General features: G+C 60.0%; 25 protein-coding genes and 3 pseudogenes. 13 read left to right on the top strand and 15 right to left on the bottom strand.

Annotated elements, in window-relative coordinates; all coding sequences use genetic code 11:
* Positions 1–383 precede the first annotated feature (383 nt).
* Entirely contained in the window at positions 384–710 is a 327-nt protein-coding gene (locus OCW50_RS25190) for a hypothetical protein (protein WP_262299422.1), read from the bottom strand.
* Between the two features lie 217 nt (positions 711–927).
* Between OCW50_RS25190 and OCW50_RS33655 the strand changes: the two are divergent.
* Positions 928–1,074 (top strand): annotated as a pseudogene (locus OCW50_RS33655) (IS6 family transposase); the annotation flags it as partial.
* 101 nt (positions 1,075–1,175) lie between these two features.
* Here the strand turns inward: OCW50_RS33655 and OCW50_RS25185 are convergent.
* Positions 1,176–2,063, bottom strand: coding sequence for an NAD(P)H-hydrate dehydratase (locus OCW50_RS25185; protein ID WP_262299421.1), 888 nt, complete (start codon positions 2,061–2,063; stop codon positions 1,176–1,178).
* Complete coding sequence (locus tag OCW50_RS25180; RefSeq protein WP_262299420.1) at positions 2,060–2,821, bottom strand: histidine phosphatase family protein; 762 nt, start codon at positions 2,819–2,821, stop codon at positions 2,060–2,062. Before OCW50_RS25180 ends, OCW50_RS25185 begins: the two co-directional genes overlap by 4 nt.
* Before the next feature lie 397 nt (positions 2,822–3,218).
* On the opposite strand from OCW50_RS25180, the gene OCW50_RS25175 reads away from it, so the two are divergent.
* The 5 genes from OCW50_RS25175 to OCW50_RS25160 all read left to right on the top strand — a co-directional run bounded on the left by OCW50_RS25175 (position 3,219) and on the right by OCW50_RS25160 (position 7,641).
* Complete coding sequence (locus OCW50_RS25175) at positions 3,219–3,476, top strand: DUF1612 domain-containing protein (RefSeq protein ID WP_262299419.1); 258 nt, start codon at positions 3,219–3,221, stop codon at positions 3,474–3,476.
* A gap of 210 nt (positions 3,477–3,686) precedes the next feature.
* Positions 3,687–3,851, top strand: a complete 165-nt coding sequence (locus OCW50_RS33460) for a helix-turn-helix domain-containing protein (RefSeq protein WP_373371508.1) — start codon at positions 3,687–3,689, stop codon at positions 3,849–3,851.
* A 213-nt stretch (positions 3,852–4,064) separates the two neighbouring features.
* Complete coding sequence (locus tag OCW50_RS25170; RefSeq protein ID WP_262299418.1) at positions 4,065–6,710, top strand: EAL domain-containing protein; 2,646 nt, start codon at positions 4,065–4,067, stop codon at positions 6,708–6,710.
* 167 nt (positions 6,711–6,877) lie between these two features.
* A complete protein-coding gene (locus OCW50_RS25165) occupies positions 6,878–7,063 on the top strand; it encodes a hypothetical protein (RefSeq protein ID WP_262299417.1) in 186 nt (61 codons plus the stop codon).
* A 239-nt stretch (positions 7,064–7,302) separates the two neighbouring features.
* The gene (locus tag OCW50_RS25160) at positions 7,303–7,641 is read left to right on the top strand and encodes a hypothetical protein (protein ID WP_262299416.1); all 339 of its coding nucleotides are present in this window, start codon (positions 7,303–7,305) and stop codon (positions 7,639–7,641) included.
* A 634-nt stretch (positions 7,642–8,275) separates the two neighbouring features.
* Here OCW50_RS25160 and OCW50_RS25155 read toward each other — a convergent pair.
* On the bottom strand, positions 8,276–8,605 hold the full coding sequence (locus tag OCW50_RS25155) for a hypothetical protein (protein ID WP_262299415.1): 330 nt from the start codon (positions 8,603–8,605) through the stop codon (positions 8,276–8,278).
* Positions 8,606–8,829: 224 nt separating this feature from the next.
* Between OCW50_RS25155 and OCW50_RS25150 the strand changes: the two genes are divergently transcribed.
* From OCW50_RS25150 to OCW50_RS25125, 6 genes are all read left to right on the top strand, one after another.
* Positions 8,830–9,810 carry a LuxR C-terminal-related transcriptional regulator gene (locus OCW50_RS25150; RefSeq protein WP_262299414.1) on the top strand — a complete coding sequence of 327 codons (981 nt, stop codon included), beginning with the start codon at positions 8,830–8,832 and terminating at the stop codon, positions 9,808–9,810.
* A gap of 267 nt (positions 9,811–10,077) precedes the next feature.
* Positions 10,078–10,281 carry a NepR family anti-sigma factor gene (locus OCW50_RS33255; RefSeq protein WP_315974476.1) on the top strand — a complete coding sequence of 68 codons (204 nt, stop codon included), beginning with the start codon at positions 10,078–10,080 and terminating at the stop codon, positions 10,279–10,281.
* Between the two features lie 126 nt (positions 10,282–10,407).
* A complete protein-coding gene (locus OCW50_RS25140; RefSeq protein ID WP_315974475.1) occupies positions 10,408–10,605 on the top strand; it encodes an HU family DNA-binding protein in 198 nt (65 codons plus the stop codon).
* Between the two features lie 324 nt (positions 10,606–10,929).
* Positions 10,930–13,488, top strand: coding sequence for a PAS domain S-box protein (locus OCW50_RS25135; protein ID WP_262299412.1), 2,559 nt, complete (start codon positions 10,930–10,932; stop codon positions 13,486–13,488).
* 435 nt (positions 13,489–13,923) lie between these two features.
* A complete protein-coding gene (locus OCW50_RS25130; protein WP_262299411.1) occupies positions 13,924–14,691 on the top strand; it encodes a hypothetical protein in 768 nt (255 codons plus the stop codon).
* Between the two features lie 122 nt (positions 14,692–14,813).
* A complete protein-coding gene (locus OCW50_RS25125; RefSeq protein WP_262299410.1) occupies positions 14,814–15,470 on the top strand; it encodes an IS6 family transposase in 657 nt (218 codons plus the stop codon).
* Positions 15,471–15,590: 120 nt separating this feature from the next.
* On the opposite strand, the gene OCW50_RS25120 is transcribed toward OCW50_RS25125, so the two are convergent.
* From OCW50_RS25120 to OCW50_RS25080, 9 genes are all read right to left on the bottom strand, one after another.
* Positions 15,591–16,037, bottom strand: coding sequence for a PfkB family carbohydrate kinase (locus OCW50_RS25120; protein ID WP_262299409.1), 447 nt, complete (start codon positions 16,035–16,037; stop codon positions 15,591–15,593).
* A gap of 34 nt (positions 16,038–16,071) precedes the next feature.
* Positions 16,072–16,518: a ribose 5-phosphate isomerase B gene (rpiB, locus tag OCW50_RS25115; protein WP_262299408.1), complete on the bottom strand. Its 447-nt coding sequence runs from the start codon at positions 16,516–16,518 to the stop codon at positions 16,072–16,074.
* Between the two features lie 64 nt (positions 16,519–16,582).
* Complete coding sequence (locus OCW50_RS25110) at positions 16,583–17,374, bottom strand: transporter substrate-binding domain-containing protein (protein ID WP_373371507.1); 792 nt, start codon at positions 17,372–17,374, stop codon at positions 16,583–16,585.
* A 31-nt stretch (positions 17,375–17,405) separates the two neighbouring features.
* On the bottom strand, positions 17,406–18,161 hold the full coding sequence (locus OCW50_RS25105; RefSeq protein WP_173948985.1) for an amino acid ABC transporter ATP-binding protein: 756 nt from the start codon (positions 18,159–18,161) through the stop codon (positions 17,406–17,408).
* Between the two features lies 1 nt (position 18,162).
* Complete coding sequence (locus OCW50_RS25100) at positions 18,163–18,831, bottom strand: amino acid ABC transporter permease (RefSeq protein WP_173948984.1); 669 nt, start codon at positions 18,829–18,831, stop codon at positions 18,163–18,165.
* Positions 18,832–18,841: 10 nt separating this feature from the next.
* Positions 18,842–19,525, bottom strand: coding sequence for an amino acid ABC transporter permease (locus OCW50_RS25095; protein ID WP_173948983.1), 684 nt, complete (start codon positions 19,523–19,525; stop codon positions 18,842–18,844).
* Between the two features lie 16 nt (positions 19,526–19,541).
* Positions 19,542–20,474, bottom strand: a complete 933-nt coding sequence (locus OCW50_RS25090; RefSeq protein WP_173948982.1) for an NAD(P)-dependent oxidoreductase — start codon at positions 20,472–20,474, stop codon at positions 19,542–19,544.
* Positions 20,471–21,223: a FadR/GntR family transcriptional regulator gene (locus tag OCW50_RS25085; RefSeq protein WP_262299407.1), complete on the bottom strand. Its 753-nt coding sequence runs from the start codon at positions 21,221–21,223 to the stop codon at positions 20,471–20,473. The genes OCW50_RS25090 and OCW50_RS25085 overlap by 4 nt, the downstream gene beginning before the upstream one ends.
* A gap of 223 nt (positions 21,224–21,446) precedes the next feature.
* Positions 21,447–22,145, bottom strand: coding sequence for an IS6 family transposase (locus OCW50_RS25080; protein WP_262299406.1), 699 nt, complete (start codon positions 22,143–22,145; stop codon positions 21,447–21,449).
* Between the two features lie 66 nt (positions 22,146–22,211).
* Here OCW50_RS25080 and OCW50_RS25075 point away from each other — a divergent pair.
* Positions 22,212–22,394 (top strand): annotated as a pseudogene (locus OCW50_RS25075) (NAD(P)(+) transhydrogenase (Re/Si-specific) subunit beta); the annotation flags it as partial.
* Between the two features lie 103 nt (positions 22,395–22,497).
* On the opposite strand, the gene OCW50_RS25070 reads toward OCW50_RS25075, so the two are convergent.
* A complete protein-coding gene (locus OCW50_RS25070; protein ID WP_262299405.1) occupies positions 22,498–22,755 on the bottom strand; it encodes a hypothetical protein in 258 nt (85 codons plus the stop codon).
* A 323-nt stretch (positions 22,756–23,078) separates the two neighbouring features.
* Positions 23,079–23,450: pseudogene (locus OCW50_RS25065) on the bottom strand (VOC family protein); the annotation flags it as partial.

The following is a 23,450-nucleotide window of genomic DNA, read 5'->3' as shown; positions in this document are numbered from 1 at the left end:
GGAAGCCTCGCCTGCGCTACCCGGGAAATAGCATATCGGTTGGAACTGCTCGAGGCGTGCAGAAGCGTACCGCCTGTCACCATCATCTTCAGTACGCTGTGACAGCGGGTTGCGTGGAACCTGGTGGTCCTAAACGGTTTCTAGCGCATCGTGCGGAAAAGTGGACTCGATTTTCGCTGACGCGGCCCTGCGGGTCACTGGCGCGGCCCGCCGGGTCCGCGCCGAACGATGCGCCGCTTCAGGAAGTGAGCATCGGATTGATCCCAAAAGTGGGTCCACTTTTCACGTCCGATGCTCTAGCATTCCAGCGAGACCAATGGCGGGAGCGAGGAAACGCTCCTTCGTGACGCAGGTCGCGGGCGCAGAACCTGGAGCGCCTGCGGTCAGCTCTGAAGCTCGGGCGGCACGCCTGAGAGACCCTCGTGATCGTGGTCAACCGGCACGAGGAAGGTCACGAATACGCCATCTTCATCCTCCGCGTCCTCATCATCACCGTCAATGTCGAATTCAGGAGCCTCGAAGGCAGCGACCTCCTGATCCGATGCAGGCCGGACGGCCAGCGAGGCTGTCCCATCCCACAACGGTATTCCGTCGCTGGTCATCACAGCCAGATCCTGCTTGAACTCGTCGCTTTCGAAGATGTCCCGCGCCTGAGCTTCTTGCGCATCAGTGATCGCAATGGGCCTGCCGTCGATCTCAAGGGTGAACATCGCTTCTCCTGCTCATCATGGGTTGAGTGTTCATCCGCATGCCATACTCAACGATTGTCGCAGGCGTCGGTTCGCTGCAGGCCAACGGGCGCTCGGGCCAGTTCCTGTCTTGGCGCCAGCTTCTCTAGCAAGGTAGCCCTTATGCTTCTCAATGGACTTGCCACGCTGCGCTTCGCTTGTTCAAGCAAGAGCGAAGCTGCCTCAGACGTGCGAAGTGGGAGGCCTGCAGCGGTTCACCTCAGTCTTTTCGGCTGCCATAAATCTGTTTGTTCCACCGCGCTCGCAGCAGTCAGTCCTTGCCACCCACCTTCGCCGTCTACAAGCCACGCCGGCCTGGAACGCCGCGGCCGGCGGGTTCGCCTGAATTCAACAAAGCAGCCCTTATCGTGGTCTCCGCAGGTTACCGTGGCATCGCCGAACAAGTGCTTTCGGGTCAAAAAAATGGCATAGGTTGTGACCATTCGGTCAGGAGACACGAAAGTCCGCCATGATCGCAGGGATTTCGGCAAGGAGCTCCCGCGCGAGGAAACCAAGCGGACCATGGCTTCGGGCCAGGCGGTTGCCAGCCTCGCCATGAAGGAAGACGCCCCACTGCGCTGCCTCAAGCGGGCTCACGCCGCGCGCTAGCAGACCTGCGACGATGCCCGCCAGCGTGTCTCCCGATCCTGAAGTCGCCAGGCCAACGTTGCCGTCGTTGTAGGTCCATGTAGCCCCGTCAGGCGTGGCGATGTAGGTGCATGGCCCTTTAAGGGCAACCACGCAGTGGAGCAGGCTCGCCGCTTGGCCCGCAACCTGCGATGGGTCGCTTTGAACATCATCCTTGTCTACACCAAGCAAGTTCGCCATCTCACCGGCATGCGGGGTGATCACCATGCGGCCCTTGTGGCGGGCCAGAACGGCCACGATGTCCGTCAAGCTGCCCAATGCCCCGGCATCCAGCACGAATGCCGGTCCTGGATCAGAGTCCAAAAGATCTGCGGTCAGTGCCGACACACCCTGGTCGTCGAGCATTCCGGGCCCGATGAGAACCGCATTGCAGCGCGAGATCCGCTCGCGCAGCTGAACGGCGCCTCCCGGATGGATCTCACCGGATGGCGTTTCCGGGAGGCCGATGACGAGCGCCTCCGGCACAGCGAGGCCGAGGTGGGTTGCGATACTCTGGCATGTCGCAATCTGCAGCTTTCCGGCCCCGGCACGCAGCGCGGCGGTCGCCGCCAGCAGGGCGGCCCCTGGAACCGAAGTGCTCCCCGCGACAACCAGGACACGACCGCGCTGGTCCTTGTCTCCATCGTTCGCAGGCTGCGGGAGAGGTATTCGTCCAAGGAATTCCGGGGTGATTGAGCCGCCGTTCATCGGGCTGCCACTTTGGCGTCAGGTTCCGATGTGACGGGTGCGCCAGCCTCTTCAAGGGGAGCAACGAAGTTGTAGCAATGCAGCATCAGCTGCCCATGCTCACCAATGCTGCGGTCGAGGCGGTACTCCGTCACGGAGCAGTTCGCGACATCACCTTCGGCATCGATCTCCAGGATCTTCTGCTCGGTCATGTTCTCAATCAGATAGCGCAGGCACAGGACAACCACCTGATGCCCCACGATCAACACGCGGCAGCCGCTGTGATGTAACGAGATGGTGTCGAGGGCACTTCTCAGGCGTAAGATGACATCGCACCAGCTCTCGCCGCCAGGCGGGCGGTGATAGAACTTACCAAGTAGCCGGCGGAACTCGGCTTGGTCGGGAAGCAGTTCCTCGATCCCTGAGCGGGTGAGACGGTCGAGAACGCCGAACTCCTTCTCGCGCAGGCGCTCGTCGATGACGAACGTATGGCGCTCGACACAGACGCCCCCTTCAGCCTCGATGATCTCGGCGGTTCGTTGAGCCCGCAGGTAAGGGGAGGTCAGCACGACGTTGGGTCGTTCGTTTGCAGGCAGGGCGGCGAACCAACGTCCAAGGGCGGCGGATTGCTCCTCACCCAGCGGGCTCAATGGGACGTCGACGTCCCTATGAGCGATCTCGATGCGGGAGAGGCCGGCCGCATGCGCAGCATCACGTGCGACGTTGCCGGCGCTCTCACCATGACGGACGATCCAGAGGCGCTCAGGCCACCGTTGCATCGTTTGGCATCCCACGTTTTGCGCTATCAGATGAGGATTTGAACGTGAGGCTTGGCTATAGGTTCCAGGGGAGAGCAGGCTTCTGGAACAGATCCGGGAGGAGTAGCCGCTCAGCAACCGGTTGAATTAGTAGGATTGGGTGTTCCATCGGCCACAGCCCCTGAGATGGGAACCGGTTCGAGCCAGTGGGGGCTTGCCCACTATGAACCCGCGGGAGGCGAGATACCGATGTCGGCGAGTCATCGAAACAGCCCTGTTCCCGCGGGGCTGAAGTTCTCGCAACGCCAGAGCATACAAGACCGAACAAGCCATAACTATACCGGTAGCCCTGTGTCAAAGGCTGAAACAGTCAAGCATGTGCAGCACCATTCCTGTCTAGGAATTTGTCCTGGGCATCTTGCTCGACCGGACCAGCAAGGTGCTCGCTGGTGAAACCGCTCTGCACAAGAGCCGATCGCACCCGGTGTATGATCCGGATCAGGATGAAGCCGAGGCCGAGGACCTGTGGCTCGATCTCGTCAAACGAACGTCCCACTGGCCGGCCATTGCAGCTGCTGCTGTGGCCTGGAACGCCTGGCTGGATCTCAATCTCTATACCCGCTTGCCATGGGCTGGGGCTGACGATGGCCGCCTCCATCCTGCGCGCGAGGGCTGACGAACCATCTCCTGCCGCTGGCGGCCGGGTTCAAGCAGTCGAAGTTCCGTCCACAGGGCAGGGAAGGGGCGAAGGAGAAACTCGATGGCTTTTGCAGCATCACCGAGGAGGCCTTGGAGATCGCGAACAAGGATCTGGAGAGGCTGATCCTCGCCCGTGAGCTGATGGGGGGGCACCAACAGGTGCCGCAGTAGTTCAAAGCTTCCGGAACTGGTCGATCTGTTTCTGTCGCGCCCTCTGGTCACGGTGCCACTCGACGCCAAACTGTTGAAGGTCACCCCAAAAGCAGTGGATCTGATGCTGCAGCAACTTGGTGGGGCCCTCCCGGGGGAACTGACCGGCCGAACCCGTTGTCGGGCAGGGGACATCGTATAAGGGCGGTTCAACGTGACTTGAGACGGGTTTTACGGCACGGCACCCCAAGACTCTCACCGCTTCTTATCCGGACACCATCATTTACCCCATTTCCTTCGTCGAATGGATTTCCAGAGGCTTCTCTGGCTTACTTCGATCAGACCCAAATTGGGGCCTGTAATGGATAAGTGCCGTTGAAGTCCCGCCCGATGCTCATGTCCAAGAAATTGCCTCGTGACCTCCATTTCCTGGTGTAAGAACCTGCTTGCTCGCCACCCGGTCCTGAACATTATGGTTCTGGCTGTGGTCTTCAACATGTTTTGTGCGGCCCTCGTCTACGATGAACGGGAGAACGCGTCCGACCAAGCTAAGGCAGCGTCAAGTAATCTTGTTGCCTCGGTGAGCCGAGATATTTCCCGCAACATCGAGATCATCGATCTGACGATCCAGAAGGTCATCGATCGGGTCACTCAGCCAGGCTTCACCGAACTGGGTTCTGATCTTCAGCGCCAGTTGCTGTTCGATCAGGTTGCGACGGCGCAATATCTCGCCGCCATTGCCGTCGTCGATGGAAACGGAAAGCTGAGATATCACTCTCGTTTCACGGATCCGAATATCATCAACCTCTCTAAACAACAGTATTTTACCGTCCACCGTGATCGCCCGGATATCGGGCTCTACGTTTCGCTACCGATCAAGAGCCCGGTTGGCCTTGGATGGGGTATTGTGTTCAGTCGGCGGCTTTCTCACCCGGATGGCCGGTTCGCTGGGATTGCGTATGTCGGCCTAGGCTTGGACTACTTCACCGATCTGTTCGGCAGGATGGACCTGGGACCGAATGGCTCCATGTCGCTCATGCGCGCGGACAAGAGGCTGCTCGTGCGGCAGCCGTTGAACGAAAAGCATCTCGGCTCGGACGTCAGTGGGGCGGAGCTCTATCGTTACTACCCGCAGCAGCGCTCAGGGTCGTACGAGGCGACCACGTCTCCACTCGATGGTATTCCGCGGCTGTACACCTTCACCCAGATCGGGGATTACCCGCTGACGATCAGCGTCGGACGCTCCCTGCAGGATGTCTATGCCGCCTGGCGAAGCCGAGCTCTGACGATCGGCGGCATCGTGCTGGCCCTGACCGGGGCCATGATCGCCCTGGCTCTGAGCCTGGGCCGCGAGTTCCGCTGGCGGCGAGCGGCGCACCAGGAGGCCCTGCACAACGAAGCGCTCTTCCGCGGAGCCATGAAGGGCGCAGGCATCGGAACGGCGCTTCTGCACCTCGACGGGACCGTGTTCAAGGTTAACCCGGCCATCTGCCGGTTGTTCGGGTTTTCCGACCGGGAGATGCTGTCGAAGACGGCGGCCGACCTAACGCCTCCGAATGACGATCCGCCGGACGACGATCGTCTCTTGAGAGGCGAGATCGACGTCATCGATAGCGAACGCCGTCTGGTGCGCAAGGACGGTACGGAGGTGTGGGTCCTCAGGTCCGCCTCTCTCCTACGGGACGAGGCAGGCAAGCCCGCCTATATGATTGTGCAATTTCAGGATATCACGGCCCGGCGCGAAGCCGAGGAGCGGCTCAGATATAACGCAACCCATGACGAACTGACCGGTCTTCTGAATCGATCAGCCTTCGAGCAGAGGCTTGAAGAGGCGCTGGCGGAAAGCCGTGATACCGGCATCAAGCATGCCCTGGCCTTTGTGGATCTCGACCGGCTGAAGATCATCAACGATTCCGCCGGTCATGTGGCCGGCGACGCCTTGTTGCGAGGGGTGGCAGGGGCCTTACCGAGTTACCTGCGCGAGGGCGATGTGATTGGCCGGCTCGGCGGGGATGAGTTTGGCATCATCCTGCTTGGTTGCTCGCTCGATGATGCGACACTGATCCTCGAGGAGCTCAATACCGCGCTCGGTGCGATCCAGTTCCCCTGGGAGGATCGCAGCTATAGTGTCGGCGCGAGCATCGGGGTGACCGAGATCACGCCGAGCACCCGCTCCCCAAGCGCGGTCCTCGCTCAGGCGGATGTTGCCTGCCTGACCGCCAAAATGGCCGGTCGGAACCGGGTCAGCATCTACAGACCCGAGCAGAGCGAAGCGGTTGATCGCCACCGCGAGATCGCGGTCGCTGCCGGGATCAAACTGGCCATAGAAGAGGGTCGGCTCCGGCTGTTTGCTCAAAGGATTGTCGCGTGCGCGGATCCGACCCAGCAGCGGTATGAGGTCTTGGTGCGGATGCTAGACAGGGATGGGACGATCATCCCGCCGTCTGTGTTTGTTCCGGCGGCGGAACGGTATGATCTCATTGGAGCTATCGACCGTTGGGTGGTCCGGGAAGCGCTGACCTTTCTTGGACGGGCAGGGGGCCTTGACCGGCATCCCCAGATCCACCTCAACCTGTCGGCAGCCTCAATCGGTGATGCTTCGTTCGTGGCCTACGTGTGCGAGGTCCTTGAGGTTTCCGGAATCGCGCCCGAGATCCTCGCATTCGAGATCACGGAAACCACCGTGGTCAGCAATATGGCCGTGGCAGCGAAGACAGTCAGCAAGCTACGAGAAATCGGATGCCAGATTGCGCTGGATGATTTCGGCGTAGGCCTGAGTTCGTTCAACTACCTGCGCCAATTCCCGGTCGATATCGTCAAAATCGACGGGAGCTTCGTTCACAACATGACGACGAACGCGGTGGATCGCTACATCGTCAAATCCATTCACCAGATCGCCACAGAACTCGGCGCGCAGACGGTCGCTGAGTTCGTCGAGGACCAGGCGACGTTTGAACTGGTTTCTTCCATGGGGATCACCTTCGCCCAGGGCTACGCGATCCACAGGCCTGAGCCCTTTGAGGAGATTATGGCAGATCACGAGATCCGGGTTGAAGCATAATGCTAATGTGCCATTGCTGTTGAGACAGGGTAAAGTTCGACCAGGTCTTGTAAGAATAGCGACCACGTCGGGCCGCACAAGCTTTCCTTAGTTATGCCACGAGCCTGTCATTGGCTGTTCATATTCAATGGGTTAGTGCTTGATCCCGTTCTAAGGGGCGGTTTCGCATGTTGATGTGGAGCACAGTGGTTACTTTCCTCCTCTTGTTGGCGGCCATCGGGCCGCTGCGGGCGAGTGCTTCCTCCTGGCTTCTGTCCGGTGCGGAGCTGGCGGCAGTGATCAGCGTCTTTGCCCTGGTGTGCTTTCTCGAAAGCAGCGGTGGCAACCCCGATCGCTCCAATCCTACCGGCTGATAAGTTTCGGTAAGGAACTCCGCTTGGGGTGTGGCTCCGCCCCTCGATCAGAGATAGCCCATGAGAAGCTTTCTGCTCGCCGCGATCGGGATTGGTCTGGCGTCTCAATCGGCGATCGCCGAAAGACCGAGCCTTGCAGGCTCCCTCTGGGAATGCACCCGCGCCTCTGATCGATCCCAGTTCGTGATCACCTTCTATCCGGGAGCGGCGTTGGAGGAGGGGAGGTCGAGAACGGTGAGATGAGCCCCTACATTTTCGATGCCTCCCGAACGAAACCGGGCGAATGGCCGGGCAAGTGGAGGCAGCTAGGCCAGCGCTTCACCTGGTTGTTCCCCGATCAGAGCATCCGGATTGACGGGAGCCTTTCAGGCTCTAGGCGGGCCACTGCGCGGCTCAGGGGCACCGAGACCTCGTCGGGAGAACGCTCGGCGATCATCTGCACCGCTCTATCCAAGTTGCCAAAGATCGGGGACGGGTTGGTCATTCCCAAGAACGGCCGCTTCATGGACCTAGGTCGGGAAGAAGGCGAGCTGAAGGTGCCGGCGGGCACCTCTCTGCAGGCCCCAGAGAGAAAATAAGAGCTATGGAGGCTGTAAGACGAGATCAGTCGCAGATTCTGGTTCTGCGTACTGTGACATCGCCGTAGGCGTAGATCCTCTTCCTTACAACAACGCGGCACTCCTCCACTGGAGCAGGAATACCGACAACTCTCTCTTGGTATATGGGTGGAGGCAGGACCGGCGCCCCAGAGACAATCGGGACACTCCGGGGAGGGACCAAGGCAGGCCCTTCGAAACCATCGCCTCACGGTCAAGGTTCCCCTCCTGGTCCTTGGTGCTCGGTGGAGGGATTTCGACACGCCGATGGGATGCGTTCCGCCCTCCCTCCAATCTGGTGAGGATGCGACACAAAGTTCGCCCTAAAACGCTTGCGAATTTTATATCAATCCTTATATCAGGCTTACCCCAGCGGACATCGTATGTGGACTTCGACAGCGGCGGGCGTCACCGCCAGCGTCGATGAGACCGTGCTAGGACGGATGTACTCCGGCCCGGTCTGTTCCTGCGCTTGCCTGACGATACAGGCGCCCGTCTGTAACCTCATCAGCCCAGGCCCGTAGCTGGCGCGGCAGGAGATGCGAAGGCATTCCGCCCGTTGACCCCGGAGCCTGGGCTTTTCCATTTTCTGGCAGACGCCTTAGGATAAATCCGCTTACGTGGGGAGGCGGTGAACGACGTTCGTTCGCCGCTCTGACATAGCTTCCCATGCAAGTTCGGCCAGCACGCCAAAGCGGTCCCGGTGATCGGCAGAGGCCCAGATCACCTCGAGTTGTCCACTGGTGTCCCGCAGAGCGATGACTGCCCCGTCCCACCGGGTATGGATCAGACCCGGTTCAGTGGAGCCGTAGCCGGTTTCCTCGCGCCAGACCATGCGGGCAATGGCGCACATGACCCCAAAAGCCTCATGCAGCCGCGAGATCCGATCCGGCTCGGTCTCTTCGTTGTGGGCCGAGATCGCGGGGTATTGGTGCAGACTGCTCATCGTTATTTTAACTCACGGCATCGGGTCCAGAGATTGCTGGATCCCAATGCTTTACGGCAGCTTTGGAAGATTACGGCCCAAGGCCCCCACCGGCAGGGTCCATGGTGAAAGCCTCCTCACCCGCCGTTGCCAGGTAGATGAGGAGGCCTTCTGGTCGTGAGGGCTGAAGCAGCTCTCGCGGCATTAACCGGCAATGGGCGAGAACGTTTCCGCCCACGTGTGGAATGATCTCCAGAAGCTGGCCCACGCCTCTCTGGAGCGATCTGCCCAGAAGGATTACCCCGTTTGGAACCGCACGTCCGCTGGAACTGCCCCGGTTGGAAGGGGTTAAAGCCAAGTCACGCCTGACCCCAGGGCAGCTCTCCACACAGGTGCGTTGCATTCAAGCTCCATTGAAGGAGCAGGGCGAACATTTGCGCCGAGCTGAACCAGAAATTATTTCAAAGGGCCAAAAACCTATGGACCAAGACGTCGTCTACAAGGCGCAAATCCTTCCGCTTGCCCGTGATCCCCTCCACCATATGACCACCTATCTTCTCTGCCGGAACAACCTTCTCCGCACCGGCATTGCCCAGCTTCTGGCAGGGTCTCACTTTGCCCTCTCTGGTGATGCTTCTGCCGGCGTGCCGGACTTGTCGGCCACGGACGCCAATCCTCCCACGCTCATCCTGATCTGCGAGAGCCTCTCGCCAGAGGGTTATGGGGAACTCATCCGTGAGCTGAAGGAGCGTTGCCCCGGCGCAAGACTGGTCCTTCTGGCTGACCACCTGGAGCCGCAGGCGATTGGGCACTTGATTGAGGCCGGTCTGAACGGCTTGTGTTCAACGGGCATGTCGCAGGAAACCATGCTCAAGGCGTTGGAGCTGGTGATGCTGGGAGAAACCTTCCTGCCAGCGTCAGTTGGTTTTGCCCTGCTCAGCCAAGTTGCAGCTCAGAAACCAAAGCTGATCGTGATCAGCGGCAATCCCGCCTTGGAGGCAAGCAGGTTCTCTGACCGGGAGACCCAGATCCTGCGGCTGCTCACAACGGGTGCCTCCAACAAGCTGATCGCTCGGGAGCTTGGCTTGGCTGAGGCGACGGTGAAGGTTCACATCAAGGCCATCCTGCGGAAAGCCAGGGCTGAGAATCGCACCCAGGCGGCCATGTGGGCAACCCAGTTCCTCGCTCTGGCCGAGAATTCGCCAGAGGCGGAGCTCGCAGGCTAAGCAAGATGTTCACTCATACTCCATGAAAAAGGGGCCCGCTCCGTCGAGGAGGGGCCCTAAGATCGACGCCGTTGTTGTTGAGAGAGGAACGGCGATCCTTTTCAGACCGTCGTACAGGAGCGCACGACCTGTCAGATAGGCAAACGATGGGAGCGCCGGCCTATTCCAGCATGGCCGCAAAGAAGGTTTGACCGGCGTCTGGCATCGGCACTCGCCCCAAATGAACCAGCAAAGATATACAGTCGCGCTGAATCCTAATCCGAAAGGGTGAGTTGCCCTTCACATATATTAACAAGGGCAACGCAGATCGCGAACAACTTGAACTTTTCGCAGGAGCAGGTGACCTTCATCCTGCGGCATTCCCTGCGCAGCCAATATGACGAGCTTCTTACAGCTGACCTTCCGGACCGGCTGAAAGCTCTTGTGCAAGAGCTTGAGAACAAGCACACAGCGGCGTCCGACGCCCGCTAAGCTGGGCCTTCAGCAACAATGGAATGAGTAGATGGCCGGAAACACGGAGACCTGGGCAGACCTGTGCGACGCGGTCAACGAGGACTCAGGCCTGCCCCGCATGAAGCTTCCGCGCTGGTAGAGCAGGTGCTGTTGGAGATCGGCGATACTCTGGTCCGAGGGGAGTGCGTCAAACTCTCAGGCTTCGGAGTGTTCACGGTGCGGGACAAGGCCAAACGCGTGGGTCGCAATCCGAAAACCGGGGTCGAGGTTCCAATCGAGCTAGGGCGAGTGGTGACGTTCAGTGCCTCAGACGTACTCAAGAAGCATGTGAACCGGGCATAATAGAATGCGCTTGGGACCCAAAAGAAAAGGGTCGCGCCCGGCCTTTTCGACCGTGTTCGCGACCCGTCTGCCCCGCATTTGCCCCTACGGTAAGTCTGTAAAACTGTTGTTGTTTTTGAGAATCGCGGTTGAAAAACGTGCCGTGCTTCAATGCGCCGGAAGATGAACCAGACGGCAACTTCACGCAATAAGGGGAAACCGAAAGCTTGGCCGTAAGCAAACTACGTATTGCCTTTGCGGCGGGGGAGAATGTTACGTCAGACAAAGCAGGAACTAAAATCCTCCCTTCTTTGGCAACACCAAATGTGAAGCTCTTTACTAAGCTTGGCTGGGAGATTCAGCGGCTTCTACATTGTTAATGGCTTATCTCTTTGCTATCGGCCCGAGCGCGTTACCTCCAAAGAGTGTAGGAAGCATAACGGGTGGGGCAGCATTCCAATCATGGCGATCAGTAGTTTCAGCAGCGGCATTCCTGAGATCGATGGCGCGAAGCGGCTTGCTGCCGTTCACGACCTGAGGGTTCTCGACACACCCCCTGAGGCGGCGTTTGACGATGTGGTTCTGATCGCGGCTCAGGCCTGCCAAGCTCCAATGGCGGCTGTTGGGTTCATCGTCGATGGTCGGCACTGGTTCAAGGCCAAGGTTGGGTTCGATGCCGTCGAGATCCCGGCAGGCCTCTCGATCTGCACCTACACAATTCAGCAACCGGACCTCGCCGTCATTCCCGACCTCCGGGAGCATCCGGAGTTTCGCCACAACCCCTTCGTCACGGGAGAGCCGGGTCTACGCTTTTACGCCGGGATCGCTTTCAGAGACGAGAATGGCTTCCCAGTTGGCACCCTGACCGTTGTTGATCGCGAGCCCCGCCCGGAGGGGCTGTCCGAGGTGCAAGAGCGGACGCTGCTTGCGCTGGCCCGCTCGATGAGCCGAGAGGTGAAGTTGCGGAAAGCCGAGCGCGAGCTCGCCCGGAAGACCGAGATGTTGGATCGGCTGCATGCCAGTTCAGAGGATTGCATCACTATCCTCGATCTGGAGTCCCGGCTGCGCTTCATGAGCGAGGGTGGCTGTCGCGCCATGGAATTGGAGACCTTTGCCGACCTCGAGGGCTGCGATTGGCTCGACTTCTGGACAGGCACGACTGTCGATGATGCCCGCAGGGCCGTGTTGCTGGCCAAGACTGGGGAGACCGGACGGTTCCGCGGCTGCTGCCCGACGCTGGCCGGAACGCCGAAGTGGTGGGATGTAATCGTCACACCAATCATGGGCAGCGACAACAAGCCGGACGGGTTGCTGGCAATCTCCCGCGACATCACGAGCCTGCATCAGGTTGAGGAGAGCTTGCGTCAGAGCGAGGAGCGGCTGCGCTTGGCGATCGAGACCACTGGCCTCGGCATTTGGGACCTGAACATGGTCACGGGTGAACGGGCGTGGAGCGCTGAGGCGCGGGAGCTGTTTGGCATTGCGCCGGACACCACGATCACGCAGGGACTCGTCCTCGCGTGCATCCATCCCGAGGATCGTGAGTGGGTGATCAGGGACGTTTACAACGGGGAGCGTGCCGATAGCCTGACCTTCACCAACACGTTCCGGATCAATCGTGCTGACAACGGCGAGGAGCGCTGGATCACATCTGTCGGGCACACGCTGGTTGACAAAGACGGGTGGCCAACCCGCAAGCTGGGCATAGCCCAGGACGTCACCCAGCACGTCGCGGCAGAGGAAGCGCTGCGCGCCAGCCAGGACGATCTGCTCCGGCAGACCGCTCACCTGCAGTCCATTCTGGCGACCGTGCCGGACGCTATGGTGGTGTCTGATGAGAAGGGGATCATCACCTCGTTCAGCGCCACGGCGGTGAAGATGTTCGGCTACCGGCCGGAGGAGATCATCGGCACCAGCGTCAAGTTCCTGATGCCTGTGCCGTACCGGGACAGTCACGAAGGCTTCATGCACCGCTACCGGCAGACCGGCGAGCGCCGGATTACGGAGAGCGGCCGCGTGGCGGTCGCCCAGCGCAAGGATGGCTCAACCTTCCCGATGGAAGTGCATCTTGGCGAAATGGAATCGGGCGACCAGCGTTTCTTCACCGCCTTCATTCGCGACCTCACGGACCGGCAGTATACGGAAAAGCGGATGCAGGAGCTGCAGACCGAACTGGCCTACATGTCTCGTCTAACCGCCATGGGCGAGATGGGCTCAACCCTGGCGCATGAGGTGAACCAGCCGCTGACGGCAATCACGGGCTACCTGAAGGGCTGCGGCATGATCCTGGATCGCATGGACGGCGAGCACATCCCAATGCTCCAGCATGGCATCCAGGGGGCGGCAGAGGAAGCCCTGCGAGCCGGCGAAGTGATCCGGCAACTCCGAGCGTTCGTGGCCCGTGGCGAAACAGACCAGGAAGTTGAGGATCTGCGCAAGCTGATCGAGGAGGCGAGTGCGCTCGCGTTGGCTGGAGCCAAGGACAAGGGCATTAAGGTCGACTTCGATCTGCCTCATGAGAGCCCGAAGGTGCTCGTCAGCCGGGTTCAGATCCAACAGGTTCTCCTAAACCTCGTCCGAAATGCCATGGAAGCCATGCAGGACGTCGAGCAGCGTGATCTGATCATCAAGGCGGAGGTGGAAGACGAGGGGACGATGGTACGGCTGAGCGTCAAAGATACTGGGACCGGCCTCGCGCCTTCGGTCCAGGGAAGGCTGTTCACCCCATTCACAACCACCAAGCAGGCCGGCATGGGTGTGGGCCTGTCGATCTGCCGGACGATCATCGAAGCCCATGGCGGAAAGATCTGGGCGGAGTCGATAGCAGGAGAGGGGACGACCTTCGGCTTCACGTTGAAGGCAATCAAGGACGAGGAGCTTGGGGAGACGGATCAACTGATCTGAGCCAGGCTTTGCATCCCTCGTCTGGAGAGCACGTCTACGTCCCTGAAAGGCTGGAAATGACAGGCGCCATTCAGGGCTCGGCCTTATGTCGTGACAACTCGCACTGACACAGCATCCCGAAGCCGCAGCGGCGGCTGGTGCGATTGTTCCTTGGGCCCGATGCAAGCGACTGCGCAAGGTGATGCCGCCCAGTCGGCGTCACCCATGCCCCACACAGTAATGCGGCTCAAGCAGACACAGGGCATTTCAAGAAGCTGTCCGGGACAAGTTGATTTCATGGCAATTTTCCCTTTATCCCTTCGCCTCGTTCATCTCTGGCCCCTCCGGGCAGAGCCACTTAGCCTTCTGGTGTTCCCCTTAGGAGGCAGTGACCAGCTCTAGAAAGGAACTAAGATCTATAGGTTGGAAACTTGTGCTGCGTAGGACTCGACAGGCATGCCTGAGATCCAATCGATGGTTATTGACGATGAGATGGCAAAAGCCCTCTCCATTGCGATCGTCAGACTGTGCTTTCGAGAAACTCGCCTGGGCGACTACCACTCTGGGGAGCCGCGTTGGTCCGATCTGCGCCAGGATCCCCATACAGCCGTCATCCATTCTGGTGGCACCACTCCAGTCGATCAAGTGCGGCGTTTCACGGCGGCCGAAAGCCATGCCTTCAGACGCGAGGCTGCAAATGCTCTTTACACGATCCTGCTCAATTTGAGGGATCCTGATTATCTGAAAGCTGTCGTTAACTTTGGCCAGCAGGGTTTGGAGAGGTGGGGTGATCCGAAGCTCGATCCGGAGCTCCAAGTCGTTCCTTCTCATGGCGAAGCACGAGTTCCAGAAATCCTCCTGGGCGACTGGATGTCAGCGAAGCTTGCGTTCGGCATGGTCAAGACGGCCCTCGACTGTGAGGAGATGTCAGCCCTTGAAAGCGGCATTGAGCCTTTGAGCCAAGCCAATGATCAGTTGGATATCAGGATCGTTTACAAGGGCAGGGACGTGCCTTGGAGCGAGGTCGGGAGGATCTCTGATGATGAATTGGAGCAGTTGATCAAACGTTTGATGGATCGGGTCTATACCGTGCTCAAACAGCTGCACGATGGCAAATTCCTCGTGATTGTTCTACGTCTCGGCGCAGCTATTGAGGCGCAAGAGGATCATCCGCGCGCCGTCCCTACGTTGGCAAGTGGCGAGACCTTGAGGCTTCCATTCTAGAGGTCAAAGCAAACAAGGGCCATGCAATTCGGAGGAGCCAAAGCATTCCGAACGGATCTGTCGCAACAATTTGTTTCAGAGTTTCAGCTACTGAGACCGTGGTTACAGTAGTGGAGGACGCAGTGTTCAAGGGCAGACATTTTGATCGATCGGTGATCCTGCTCTGCGTCCGCTGGTACTTGGCCTACAACCTCAGCCTGCGGAATCTCGAGGAAATGATGGCTGAGCGCGGCATCTCGGTCGATTACGCGACCATTCACAGATGGGTTCTCCGGTACTCGACCGAACTTCTGAAGCGCTTCAACGCACGCAAGCGCGCCGTTACCGGAAAGTGGCACGTCGACGAGACATATATCAAGGTCAGAGGTCGTTGGATGTACCTTTACCGGGCGATCAACAGCGACGGCGGCACGGTTGAGTTCTGGTTCAGTGAGCGGCGCAACCTCACGGCTGCTAAGCGATTTCTGCGCAAGGCGCTCAAGCGGCATGGCCGGCCCGAGAGGATCGTAATTGACGGCAGTCAGACCAACCGAGAAGCGATCCTATCCTGCGATCCAACGAACCGGCTGCAGGACCGATCACGACGGAAGCTTAAGCCAATCCGCATCCGGCAAAGCGCCTACCTCAACAATCGTATCGAGCAGGATCATCGGGCTATCAAGCGGAGGATCCGACCTATGCTCGGGCTCAAGGCGATCAGCACCGCCCGCTTGATCCTCAGCGGGATCGACCTGATCCACATGATGCGCAAACAACAGGCGAAGTATGCCTGCAATTAGCAGCTATCCCTTGCGGAGCAGTTCGATCTACTCGCGGCCTGAACGCGCTATCGAGCCGTTGACCCTTTATTGTCCCCTCTCCAGGTTTGCGACACAACCTGAACGTTGGAAGCGGCGCCTTCATCCCTCATCGTGGTAAGACGAGCCAAAGCCGAGACAAGATTGGTGGGGCAGGGATGCCCCTGATGGCGTGAGTAGCCAAGCCATGTTTTCAGCCCAGCACCACATGAGGAATGCGCTGCCGACCGTAATTGCATTCTCGCCGCGCTCGTCGACCGTGATGAAGGCGCAGCCGGTCGGCTCTGCGACGCTGGTAACCAGATTGTCCACGACACTATTGCGAGCAAGGTTGTCGCGTGCCGATCGGCCGAAGGCATCATCGCCGATACAGGCCACGATCGCCACCTGATGCGGCAACGATACCCGCGCGGCAACGACCGCCTGGTTGGCGCCCTTCCCGCCGAATAGCGTCTCGTAGCGCGACGAGAGGACGGTCTCGCCGGGCTGTGGGATCGACACAACGCGGGCGACCAGATCGATGTTGATGAAACCGAAGACAAGGATCATGTCACACCCGCGTGCTGTCCAACGCGGACAGAAATCAGCCTTCGGCATCCATGGCGTGGAGCATTTCCACGCGGCGGCGACAATCCTCGTCCGTGGAGAACTCTGCCTTCAAGTAGGACTCAACGAGATCCTGTGCGAGCCAGGCGCCAACAATCTTGGCGCCGATGCACATCACGTTGACGTCGTCGTGCTCGACCGACTGATGCGCCGAGTGGATGTCGTGGCAGACGGCAGCGCGAATGCCCTTGATCTTGTTGGCCGCGATCGATGCACCGACGCCGGTGCCGCAGACCATGATGCCGCGCTCGGCCTCGCCGGATTTGACCTTCTCGGTCAGCGCGCGGGCAATGTCTGGAAAATCAACGGGCTTATCATCGAACGATCCAACATCGATGACCTCATGGCCGAGCGAGTGCACATGCTCGACCACCGCATTCTTGAGGGGCCATCCGGCATGATCCGACCCGATTACGACGCGCATTGGGTAACCTTTCCTTCATGGTTGCAGGCAGGGTGGCGCTGAGCGCCACCCAATGTTCCCTGGCTCAGCTCCGCATCTCCTGCGGGAGCTCGCTGCCATGGAATTTCTTGTAGATCTCGTTCAATTTGCCGTTCTTGAGATTGGTCGAGATCCACTCGTTGAGCTTCTCGACCAGTCGCGGCTCGCCCTTGCGCACACCGATGGCAAGGTCGAAGGTGCGAATGAGCACCTTGGGCTCGAACGTCCGGGCAGGGTTCTTGACGCCAATCTGGTTCACGATCGTTGCGGACGTCGCAACGCAATCGGCCTGCCCCGAGACGGCAGCTGTCACCATCGTGGCATCATCATCGAAGCGGGCCAGGGTGAGGTTGCGATCCTTCATGTTCGTCAGTTCGGTATCCTGCGTCGTACCACGGGAGACAGCAATGGTCTTGCCTTTTAGATCCTCCCAGCTCTTCGCCTCAACCGATTTCAGGCACCCAACGACGGACTGCAACGCCGCATAGGCCTTTGTGAAGTCGATCACCTTGGCGCGCTCCGGCGTAACCGAAAGAGTCGAGATGATGATGTCGGCTTTGTTGGTCTGGATGTTCGGAATCCGGGTCGCGCCGGTGGTCTGGACGAACTCGAGCTCGAGCCCGAGGTCCTTTGCAAGAAGCTGGGCGGTTTCTACGTCCGATCCCGTAGGCTTGAGATTGGCGTCCATCATGCCGGATGGCGGGATCGCCAGGTCGGTCGCAATGCGGATCTTCTTCGCCTTCATGATGTCGTCGAGAAGGTCAGCATGCGCCGCGGTGGTGCCAAGCGCCACCATGCAGCTCATTGCGATTGCAGCAGCGGAAAGCGAGCGTTTCATCATCTGTATCTCCCTGGTTATTGATTGTGGTTCAAAGCCCTGTGCCAACGAACTGGGCGAGTTCCGGAGTAGCGGGCGATGTCAGGATCGCGGCGGGCCCGGTCTCGTGGACCTTGCCGCGATGCATGAACACCACCCGGTCGGCGATACCCTTGGCAAATCCCATCTCGTGCGTAACCATCACCATGGTCATGCCGTCCGCAGCGAGCGCCTCAATCACCTTCAGGACCTCGCCGGTCAGTTCCGGGTCGAGGGCCGAGGTCACTTCGTCGAACAGCATCACCTTCGGCTGCATGGCAAGCGAGCGGGCAATCGCCGCACGCTGCTGCTGGCCGCCGGAGAGCTGTTCGGGATATTGGCGGAGCTTGTCCTCCAGACCGACCTGGGCGAGAACCTGTCGGGCCTGCTCCTTCGCCTGGGATTTCGAGATTCCCTTCACGGAGCAGGGGGCAAGCGTGATGTTCTCCTCGATCGTCAGATGAGGGAACAGGTTGTAGCTCTGGAAGACGATGCCCACATCCTGGCGCAGGGCCCGCAGATCGAGCTTCGGATCGCTGACGCGATGGCCGCACACAATGATCTCACCGCTGTCGATCGTCTCGAAGCGATCGATGCAGCGCAGGGCGGTGCTCTTGCCGGAACCGCTGCGGCCGATGAGTACGAGAACCTCGCCGCGATTGACCTCGAAGCTCACCCCGTTGAGCACCTTGAGCGCGCCGAAGCTCTTGTGCACGTCCGAGAGGCCGACGACCGGCGGCGCGGTATCCGTTCTGGTGATGTTGTGCATGTCAGGCAGTCTCGAGTTCGATGCGAGCCGGGCCGCCTCGCGCTTCCAGGCGGTGACTGAAGCGCGAGAGCGGATAGCAGAGGGCGAAGTAGATGACGGCGATGATGGTGTAGATGAGGAAGGGCTCGAACAGGGAGTTGTTGATGATCTGGCCCGACCGCGCGAGCTCCACGAAGCCGACCACCGAGGCCAGCGAGGTGTTCTTGATGATCTGCACCATGAAACCCACGGTGGGCGGTGTGGCGATCCGGACGGCCTGCGGCAGGATGACCTTCATCATCCGCTGGGATCGGCTGAGAGCGAGTCCTTCCGCGGCCTCCCATTGCGGCTTCGGAACGGACTCGAAGCAGCCGCGCCAGATCTCGCCGAGATAGGCGCTGACGAAGATCGTGAGCGATGCACCGGCGGCGGCCAGCGGGGAGACGGTCACGCCGAGCGCGGGCAGTCCAAAATATGTCAGGAACATGATGACGAGCAGCGGCGTGCCTTGGATGAGCTGGACATACCCGGCGCTCAGGAGCCGCACGATCCGGCTCGGCGAGATGCGGCAGAGGGCGACGATGAAGCCGGCGATGCCGCCGCCGAGAAGACCGATGAGCGACAGGCCGATGGTCCACAGCGCGCCGTAACCAAGGAACATTAGGTGATTGGCATTGATGGAACCGCCCATCCTCTCCTCCTCACAAAGGGGTGCCGAGGCGTCGGCGACGCGGGAAAATCACGAGACCGAGAAGCCAGAACCCGGCCCGCATGACCAGCGACAGGACGACGTAGACGATCGCGACCAGGATATAGGTCTCGAAGGCGCGATAGGTGTCGGACTGGATGTAGTTCGCGACTGCCGTCAACTCTTCCGCCGAGATCTGTGACGTCACGGACGAGGCGAGCATCAGCAGCACGAACTGGCTTGTCAGGGACGGATAGACCCTCTCTATGGCCGGCCACATCACCACGTGCCAGTAGATCTGCGCCCGGGACAGCGCCAGCCCCTCGGCGGCCTCGATCTGTCCACGGGGAATGGCGTCGAAGCCCGCGCGTATGATCTCAGTCGTGTAGGCCCCGACATTGATGGTCAGCGCGGCTGCCGCAACCGTGAATGCGGAGAGCTTCAATCCGAGGCTGGCGAGTCCGAAATAGACGAGGAAGATCTGGACCAGCAGCGGGGTGTTGCGGATCGCCTCGACATAGATGCCGCAGAGGCGCGAGACGACCGGGTGGCGGCTACGCCGCCCGATGGCCCCGAGCACGCCGATGACCGTGCCGAGCGCCGTCGCGATGAAGGCGAGCTGAAGGGTGAGCAGCGCCCCATCCAGGAAGGCCGGCCATCGCTCGAGGATCGCGGCGAAATCCAAGTTGAGGTTCATGGCAGGCGACCCCGGGCTAGGTGGCGGCCTGGTTCGTCATCCGGTCGTAGACGCGGAAGAGAGCCTGGTTACCGTTCGTGCCTTCACCGTGGGCGCGCGCCTCGACATACTGGCTGGTCACCAGGGCGGTTCCCGGCAGCGGAACTGATAGCGAGAGAGCCTGCTCCTGCACGAGGCGCAGGTCTTTTAGCATCAGGTCGATGCGGAAACCGGCGGATGCATCCCCGGCGATCATTGCTGGGCCCAGCTTGTCGAGCATCCAGGATGCGGCCGAGCCGCCCAGGAGCACGTTGCGGAGCTGGTCGAGGTCCACGCCGGACGCGCGGCCAAGCGCCAGCGCTTCGCAGATGGCTTGGAGGTTAATGCCGCAGACGAGCTGGTTGCAGAGTTTGACTGTCTGTCCGGCCCCGGCCTCGCCCACATGGGTGATCGTCGTGCCCATGGCCCGGAAATATGGCTCGGCGCGCAGGAAGGCGTTTCGGTCACCTCCGACCATGATCGAAAGCGAGGCATTCTTGGCGCCGACCGGGCCGCCCGACACGGGTGCATCGAGGAAGGCCACGCCGGCGGCCTTGAGATCGGCATGCATGCGTCGGACCGCGACGGGAGAGATCGTGCTCATGTCGACGAGGAGGCGGCCGCGTGGCGGCGACGCCAGAAGGCCGGATTCGCCATAGACGATCTCCTCGACCTGCGGCGTGTCGGGGAGCATGGAAATGACGATGTCTGCGTCGCGGGCCGCGTCAGCCGGACTCTCAGCGCCGGTGGCACCTTGGGTAACAAGGTCGTCGGTGGCCTCCTTGCGCACGTCATAGGCGCAGACTGCATATCCGGCCTTGAGCAGGTTGAGCGCCATCTCGCGCCCCATCGTCCCGAGGCCGACAAAACCGACCGTCGCGTTCTGTTCGTTCCGTCGCATCGTGTCTTCCTGCTCTTGGTCAAGTGTCATGAGTCGTTCCGGGCGTCGGACTCGCCGATCGCGGCGCGTCTACGGAAATTGTCGCCGATCGCGAAATGCTCCCGCAGGACCTTCTCGGCATGCTCCGGGTCCCGGCCGACGATGGCGTCGAAGATCCGGCGATGGTCTTCGATCAGGTAGGTTTTCATGGAGTCGAAAGCCTGAAGAAGCTCCCGGCGACCTCGATGGGAGCGCATCAGAATGCCGGACAGCGAGTTGTGCAGCACGATCAGCGTCTCGGACTTGCCCGCGTTCACGATGGCACGGTGAAAGTTGAAATCGGCCGCGCTGCCGCCATCGGGGTCGTCGATGGTCTCGACGATGCGTGCGAGCGCCTGCTGCAATTTCTCGAAATCGGACACAGTGGCCCGCTCGGCGGCAAGCCGGACGGCCTGACACTCGATCGCGATGCGCGCCTGCATCACGTCGTCGACGACGTCAGACTGCTGCGCGAACGCAAAGGTGAAAAAGTCATTCAAGACGGAAGGGTCCGGGCGCCGGACAATGGTCCCGACCCGGTCGCGGATTTCAACGACGCCGAGAACCGTCAGGGCGCGCAGCGCCTCGCGCAGGATCGGTCGGCTGACACCGAGCTGCGCAGCGAGATCGCGTTCAGGGATGAGCCGGTCACCCGGTCGCAATGAGCCCGCAAGCAGACGCTCGCGCAAGAAGGCGAAGACCTTCTCGAACCCCTTGCCGCCACTCTCCCTAAGCCGCGTGATTTCAAGATCAGCGGTCATATCTCTTACCTTGGTCATACCAGGATACAGACCACGGTCATTCAGTCAAGTGGATGTTGCTGGATATTGCTGTCTTGGCTCCGCAATGGCATTTGGAGAGTAGAGCCGACGCTCGCATGTCAATCACTACGAAGCTGCGGCGGCGTGGAACGATCGCTCTAAGGTAGGTTGTGTCGCAAACTCGGAGTTGAGATACGACAGGACTAATCGCGTGATAGCGGGCTCAGGCAGCGAGCCGGGCGAACTGCTCTGCAAGTGGTAATTTCGAAGTGCAGGCATACTTCGCCTGTCCCTTGCGCATCATGTGAACCATCTCGATGCCATCCAAGATCGCCCGAGCAGATGCCATCGACTTGAACCCGAGCATAGGTCGCACCCGGCGTTTGACGGCGCGATGATCCTGTTCAATGCGGTTGTTCAAGTAGGCACTCTGCCGGATGCGTATGGGTTCCAGCTTGCGCCGAGATCGATCTTGGAGCCGATCTGTAGTGTCGCAAGACACGATTGCCTCGTAGTTCGTCTGGCTACCATCAATCACGATCCGTTCGGGACGGCCGTGCCGCTTGAGTGCCTTACGCAGAAACCGTTTGGCGGCAGCGAGATTGCGCCGCTCGCTGAACCAGAACTCGACCGTGTCACCATTGCTGTCGATGGCGCGGTAGAGATACCGCCACTGCCCACGGACCTTGATATAGGTTTCATCAACATGCCATTTGCCGGAAACTGCTCGGTTGCGCCGATTGAACCGCTCCAGCAATTCCGGCGAGTAGCGAACAACCCAGCGATGCACTGTCGCGTGGTCGACCGAGATCCCCCTCTCCGCCAACATCTCCTCCAGGTTACGGAGGCTGAGATTGTAGGCCAGATACCACCGGACGCAGAGCAGGATCACAGATCGATCAAAATGCCTGCCATTGAACACGACGTCCCCCCACTACTGTGACCGAGGTCTCAGTAGCTGACACTCTGAAACAAAACGTTTGCGACGGATCCCCCGATCGCCGGCATGCCGGTGCTGGAGGTGTGGAAAGCCAAACAGGTGTTCGACTCAAAGCGAGGGCAGGGGACCGGCTACTCCGGCATTGAGAACCCACTGTTCTACAAGGACAACACCCGCATGTTCTACGGCGATGCCAAAGCCAGCATCGATCTCCTCGTCCAGTCTCTCTGAGGCTCTCGTGCAGGAAGGTGACCGCCATGGATTGATGCTGTGACGGCAGAAACTAACGAAGTATAATCGTCTACTTTGCGACTGCGATAGCGGCGGCATGCGGTCAACGCAGCCCCTTCATGAGGCATGCTGCATTGTAAAGAGGCGCGATGCCGCCGATATAAGCAAAGGCTGATTTCAACGCAGCACCGCCTTCTTCCTCCCGGCGCTGCTGTCTCAGCCGTTCCCTCTGGAAGGTTTTGACGGATTTGTCGGACCTTAACTTCGCCGGGCCCGAGCCCGGCTTTTTCTTGTCTGCCGATAGAGGCCGTTGACGCGTCTTAGCGAAAAGCTGGCCGTAGCGCATATCGACTTTGGTCATAGACCAAACAGGTGGACGAACCAGCTTGGCATAGTCTCTTTGCCCACAGTAATAAGCCCCAATCCGCTGCAACTATAAGCTGCCATGATGCGCGCATGTCTCGCAAAATCCCGCCGCTATACCAATCTTACGTTGAATTGGCGTTCAGTCTCAGGGCAATCGCCAACGATATTCCAGGTGCCAAGGTCGCTGCAGAGCGGCTTGCGACGGGCGTCGTTGAAAGTATGTTACATGAGGACCTACCGATTTTCCGTCGTAATCTGGACGAACACGATGAACCAGAACTCGAGCGGCCATCATTCTTCGTGCGCGAAACTGCTGCCTCACTCGACGAACGCAAGAGCCACGCCGCCGGCTTCGCTGGCAGGCACGATAATGCGATCCGGCATTGCATGAGCACCAGCAATTTGCGCGGACCTGAGACTTTCGAGAACCAAATCAAGTGAGCGTGTTCGAAGGGTCAACGCGGCCATGCGATCACCCTGACTTGTGGTGGTCACTGCCGCGCCGGCAAAGCGCCTGTCGACCTCGGCAGGGCTGAGAAAATGAACCGTTGCCTTGCCCGCCTGCAGGGCGTGACCACCGGAGACCTCGGTCACTGCTTCAGACCCAAAGATCGCCCGATAGAGGTCGGCTGTCTCCGATGGATCATCGGCCACGATTGTGAACTCGATGATATCGACGACACCATTGGG

The organism is Microvirga sesbaniae (genome assembly GCF_025460805.1).
GTDB classification, from domain to species: Bacteria; Pseudomonadota; Alphaproteobacteria; order Rhizobiales; family Beijerinckiaceae; genus Microvirga; species Microvirga sesbaniae.
The sequence above is the reverse complement of the archived record's forward strand: the minus strand, read 5'-3'. Positions and strand labels throughout refer to the sequence as shown.

Coding starts and splice junctions, on each gene's coding strand:
- OCW50_RS25190 (WP_262299422.1), bottom strand. CDS start 710: ATGTTCACCCTTGAGATCGACGGCAGGCCCATTGCGATCACTGATGCG.
- OCW50_RS25185 (WP_262299421.1), bottom strand. CDS start 2,063: ATGAACGGCGGCTCAATCACCCCGGAATTCCTTGGACGAATACCTCTC.
- OCW50_RS25180 (WP_262299420.1), bottom strand. CDS start 2,821: ATGCAACGGTGGCCTGAGCGCCTCTGGATCGTCCGTCATGGTGAGAGC.
- OCW50_RS25165 (WP_262299417.1), top strand. CDS start 6,878: ATGTTGATGTGGAGCACAGTGGTTACTTTCCTCCTCTTGTTGGCGGCC.
- OCW50_RS25160 (WP_262299416.1), top strand. CDS start 7,303: ATGAGCCCCTACATTTTCGATGCCTCCCGAACGAAACCGGGCGAATGG.
- OCW50_RS25155 (WP_262299415.1), bottom strand. CDS start 8,605: ATGAGCAGTCTGCACCAATACCCCGCGATCTCGGCCCACAACGAAGAG.
- OCW50_RS25150 (WP_262299414.1), top strand. CDS start 8,830: ATGATCTCCAGAAGCTGGCCCACGCCTCTCTGGAGCGATCTGCCCAGA.
- OCW50_RS25130 (WP_262299411.1), top strand. CDS start 13,924: ATGCCTGAGATCCAATCGATGGTTATTGACGATGAGATGGCAAAAGCC.
- OCW50_RS25120 (WP_262299409.1), bottom strand. CDS start 16,037: ATGATCCTTGTCTTCGGTTTCATCAACATCGATCTGGTCGCCCGCGTT.
- rpiB (WP_262299408.1), bottom strand. CDS start 16,518: ATGCGCGTCGTAATCGGGTCGGATCATGCCGGATGGCCCCTCAAGAAT.
- OCW50_RS25110 (WP_373371507.1), bottom strand. CDS start 17,374: ATGAAACGCTCGCTTTCCGCTGCTGCAATCGCAATGAGCTGCATGGTG.
- OCW50_RS25105 (WP_173948985.1), bottom strand. CDS start 18,161: ATGCACAACATCACCAGAACGGATACCGCGCCGCCGGTCGTCGGCCTC.
- OCW50_RS25100 (WP_173948984.1), bottom strand. CDS start 18,831: ATGGGCGGTTCCATCAATGCCAATCACCTAATGTTCCTTGGTTACGGC.
- OCW50_RS25095 (WP_173948983.1), bottom strand. CDS start 19,525: ATGAACCTCAACTTGGATTTCGCCGCGATCCTCGAGCGATGGCCGGCC.
- OCW50_RS25090 (WP_173948982.1), bottom strand. CDS start 20,474: ATGACACTTGACCAAGAGCAGGAAGACACGATGCGACGGAACGAACAG.
- OCW50_RS25085 (WP_262299407.1), bottom strand. CDS start 21,223: ATGACCGCTGATCTTGAAATCACGCGGCTTAGGGAGAGTGGCGGCAAG.
- OCW50_RS25070 (WP_262299405.1), bottom strand. CDS start 22,755: ATGACCAAAGTCGATATGCGCTACGGCCAGCTTTTCGCTAAGACGCGT.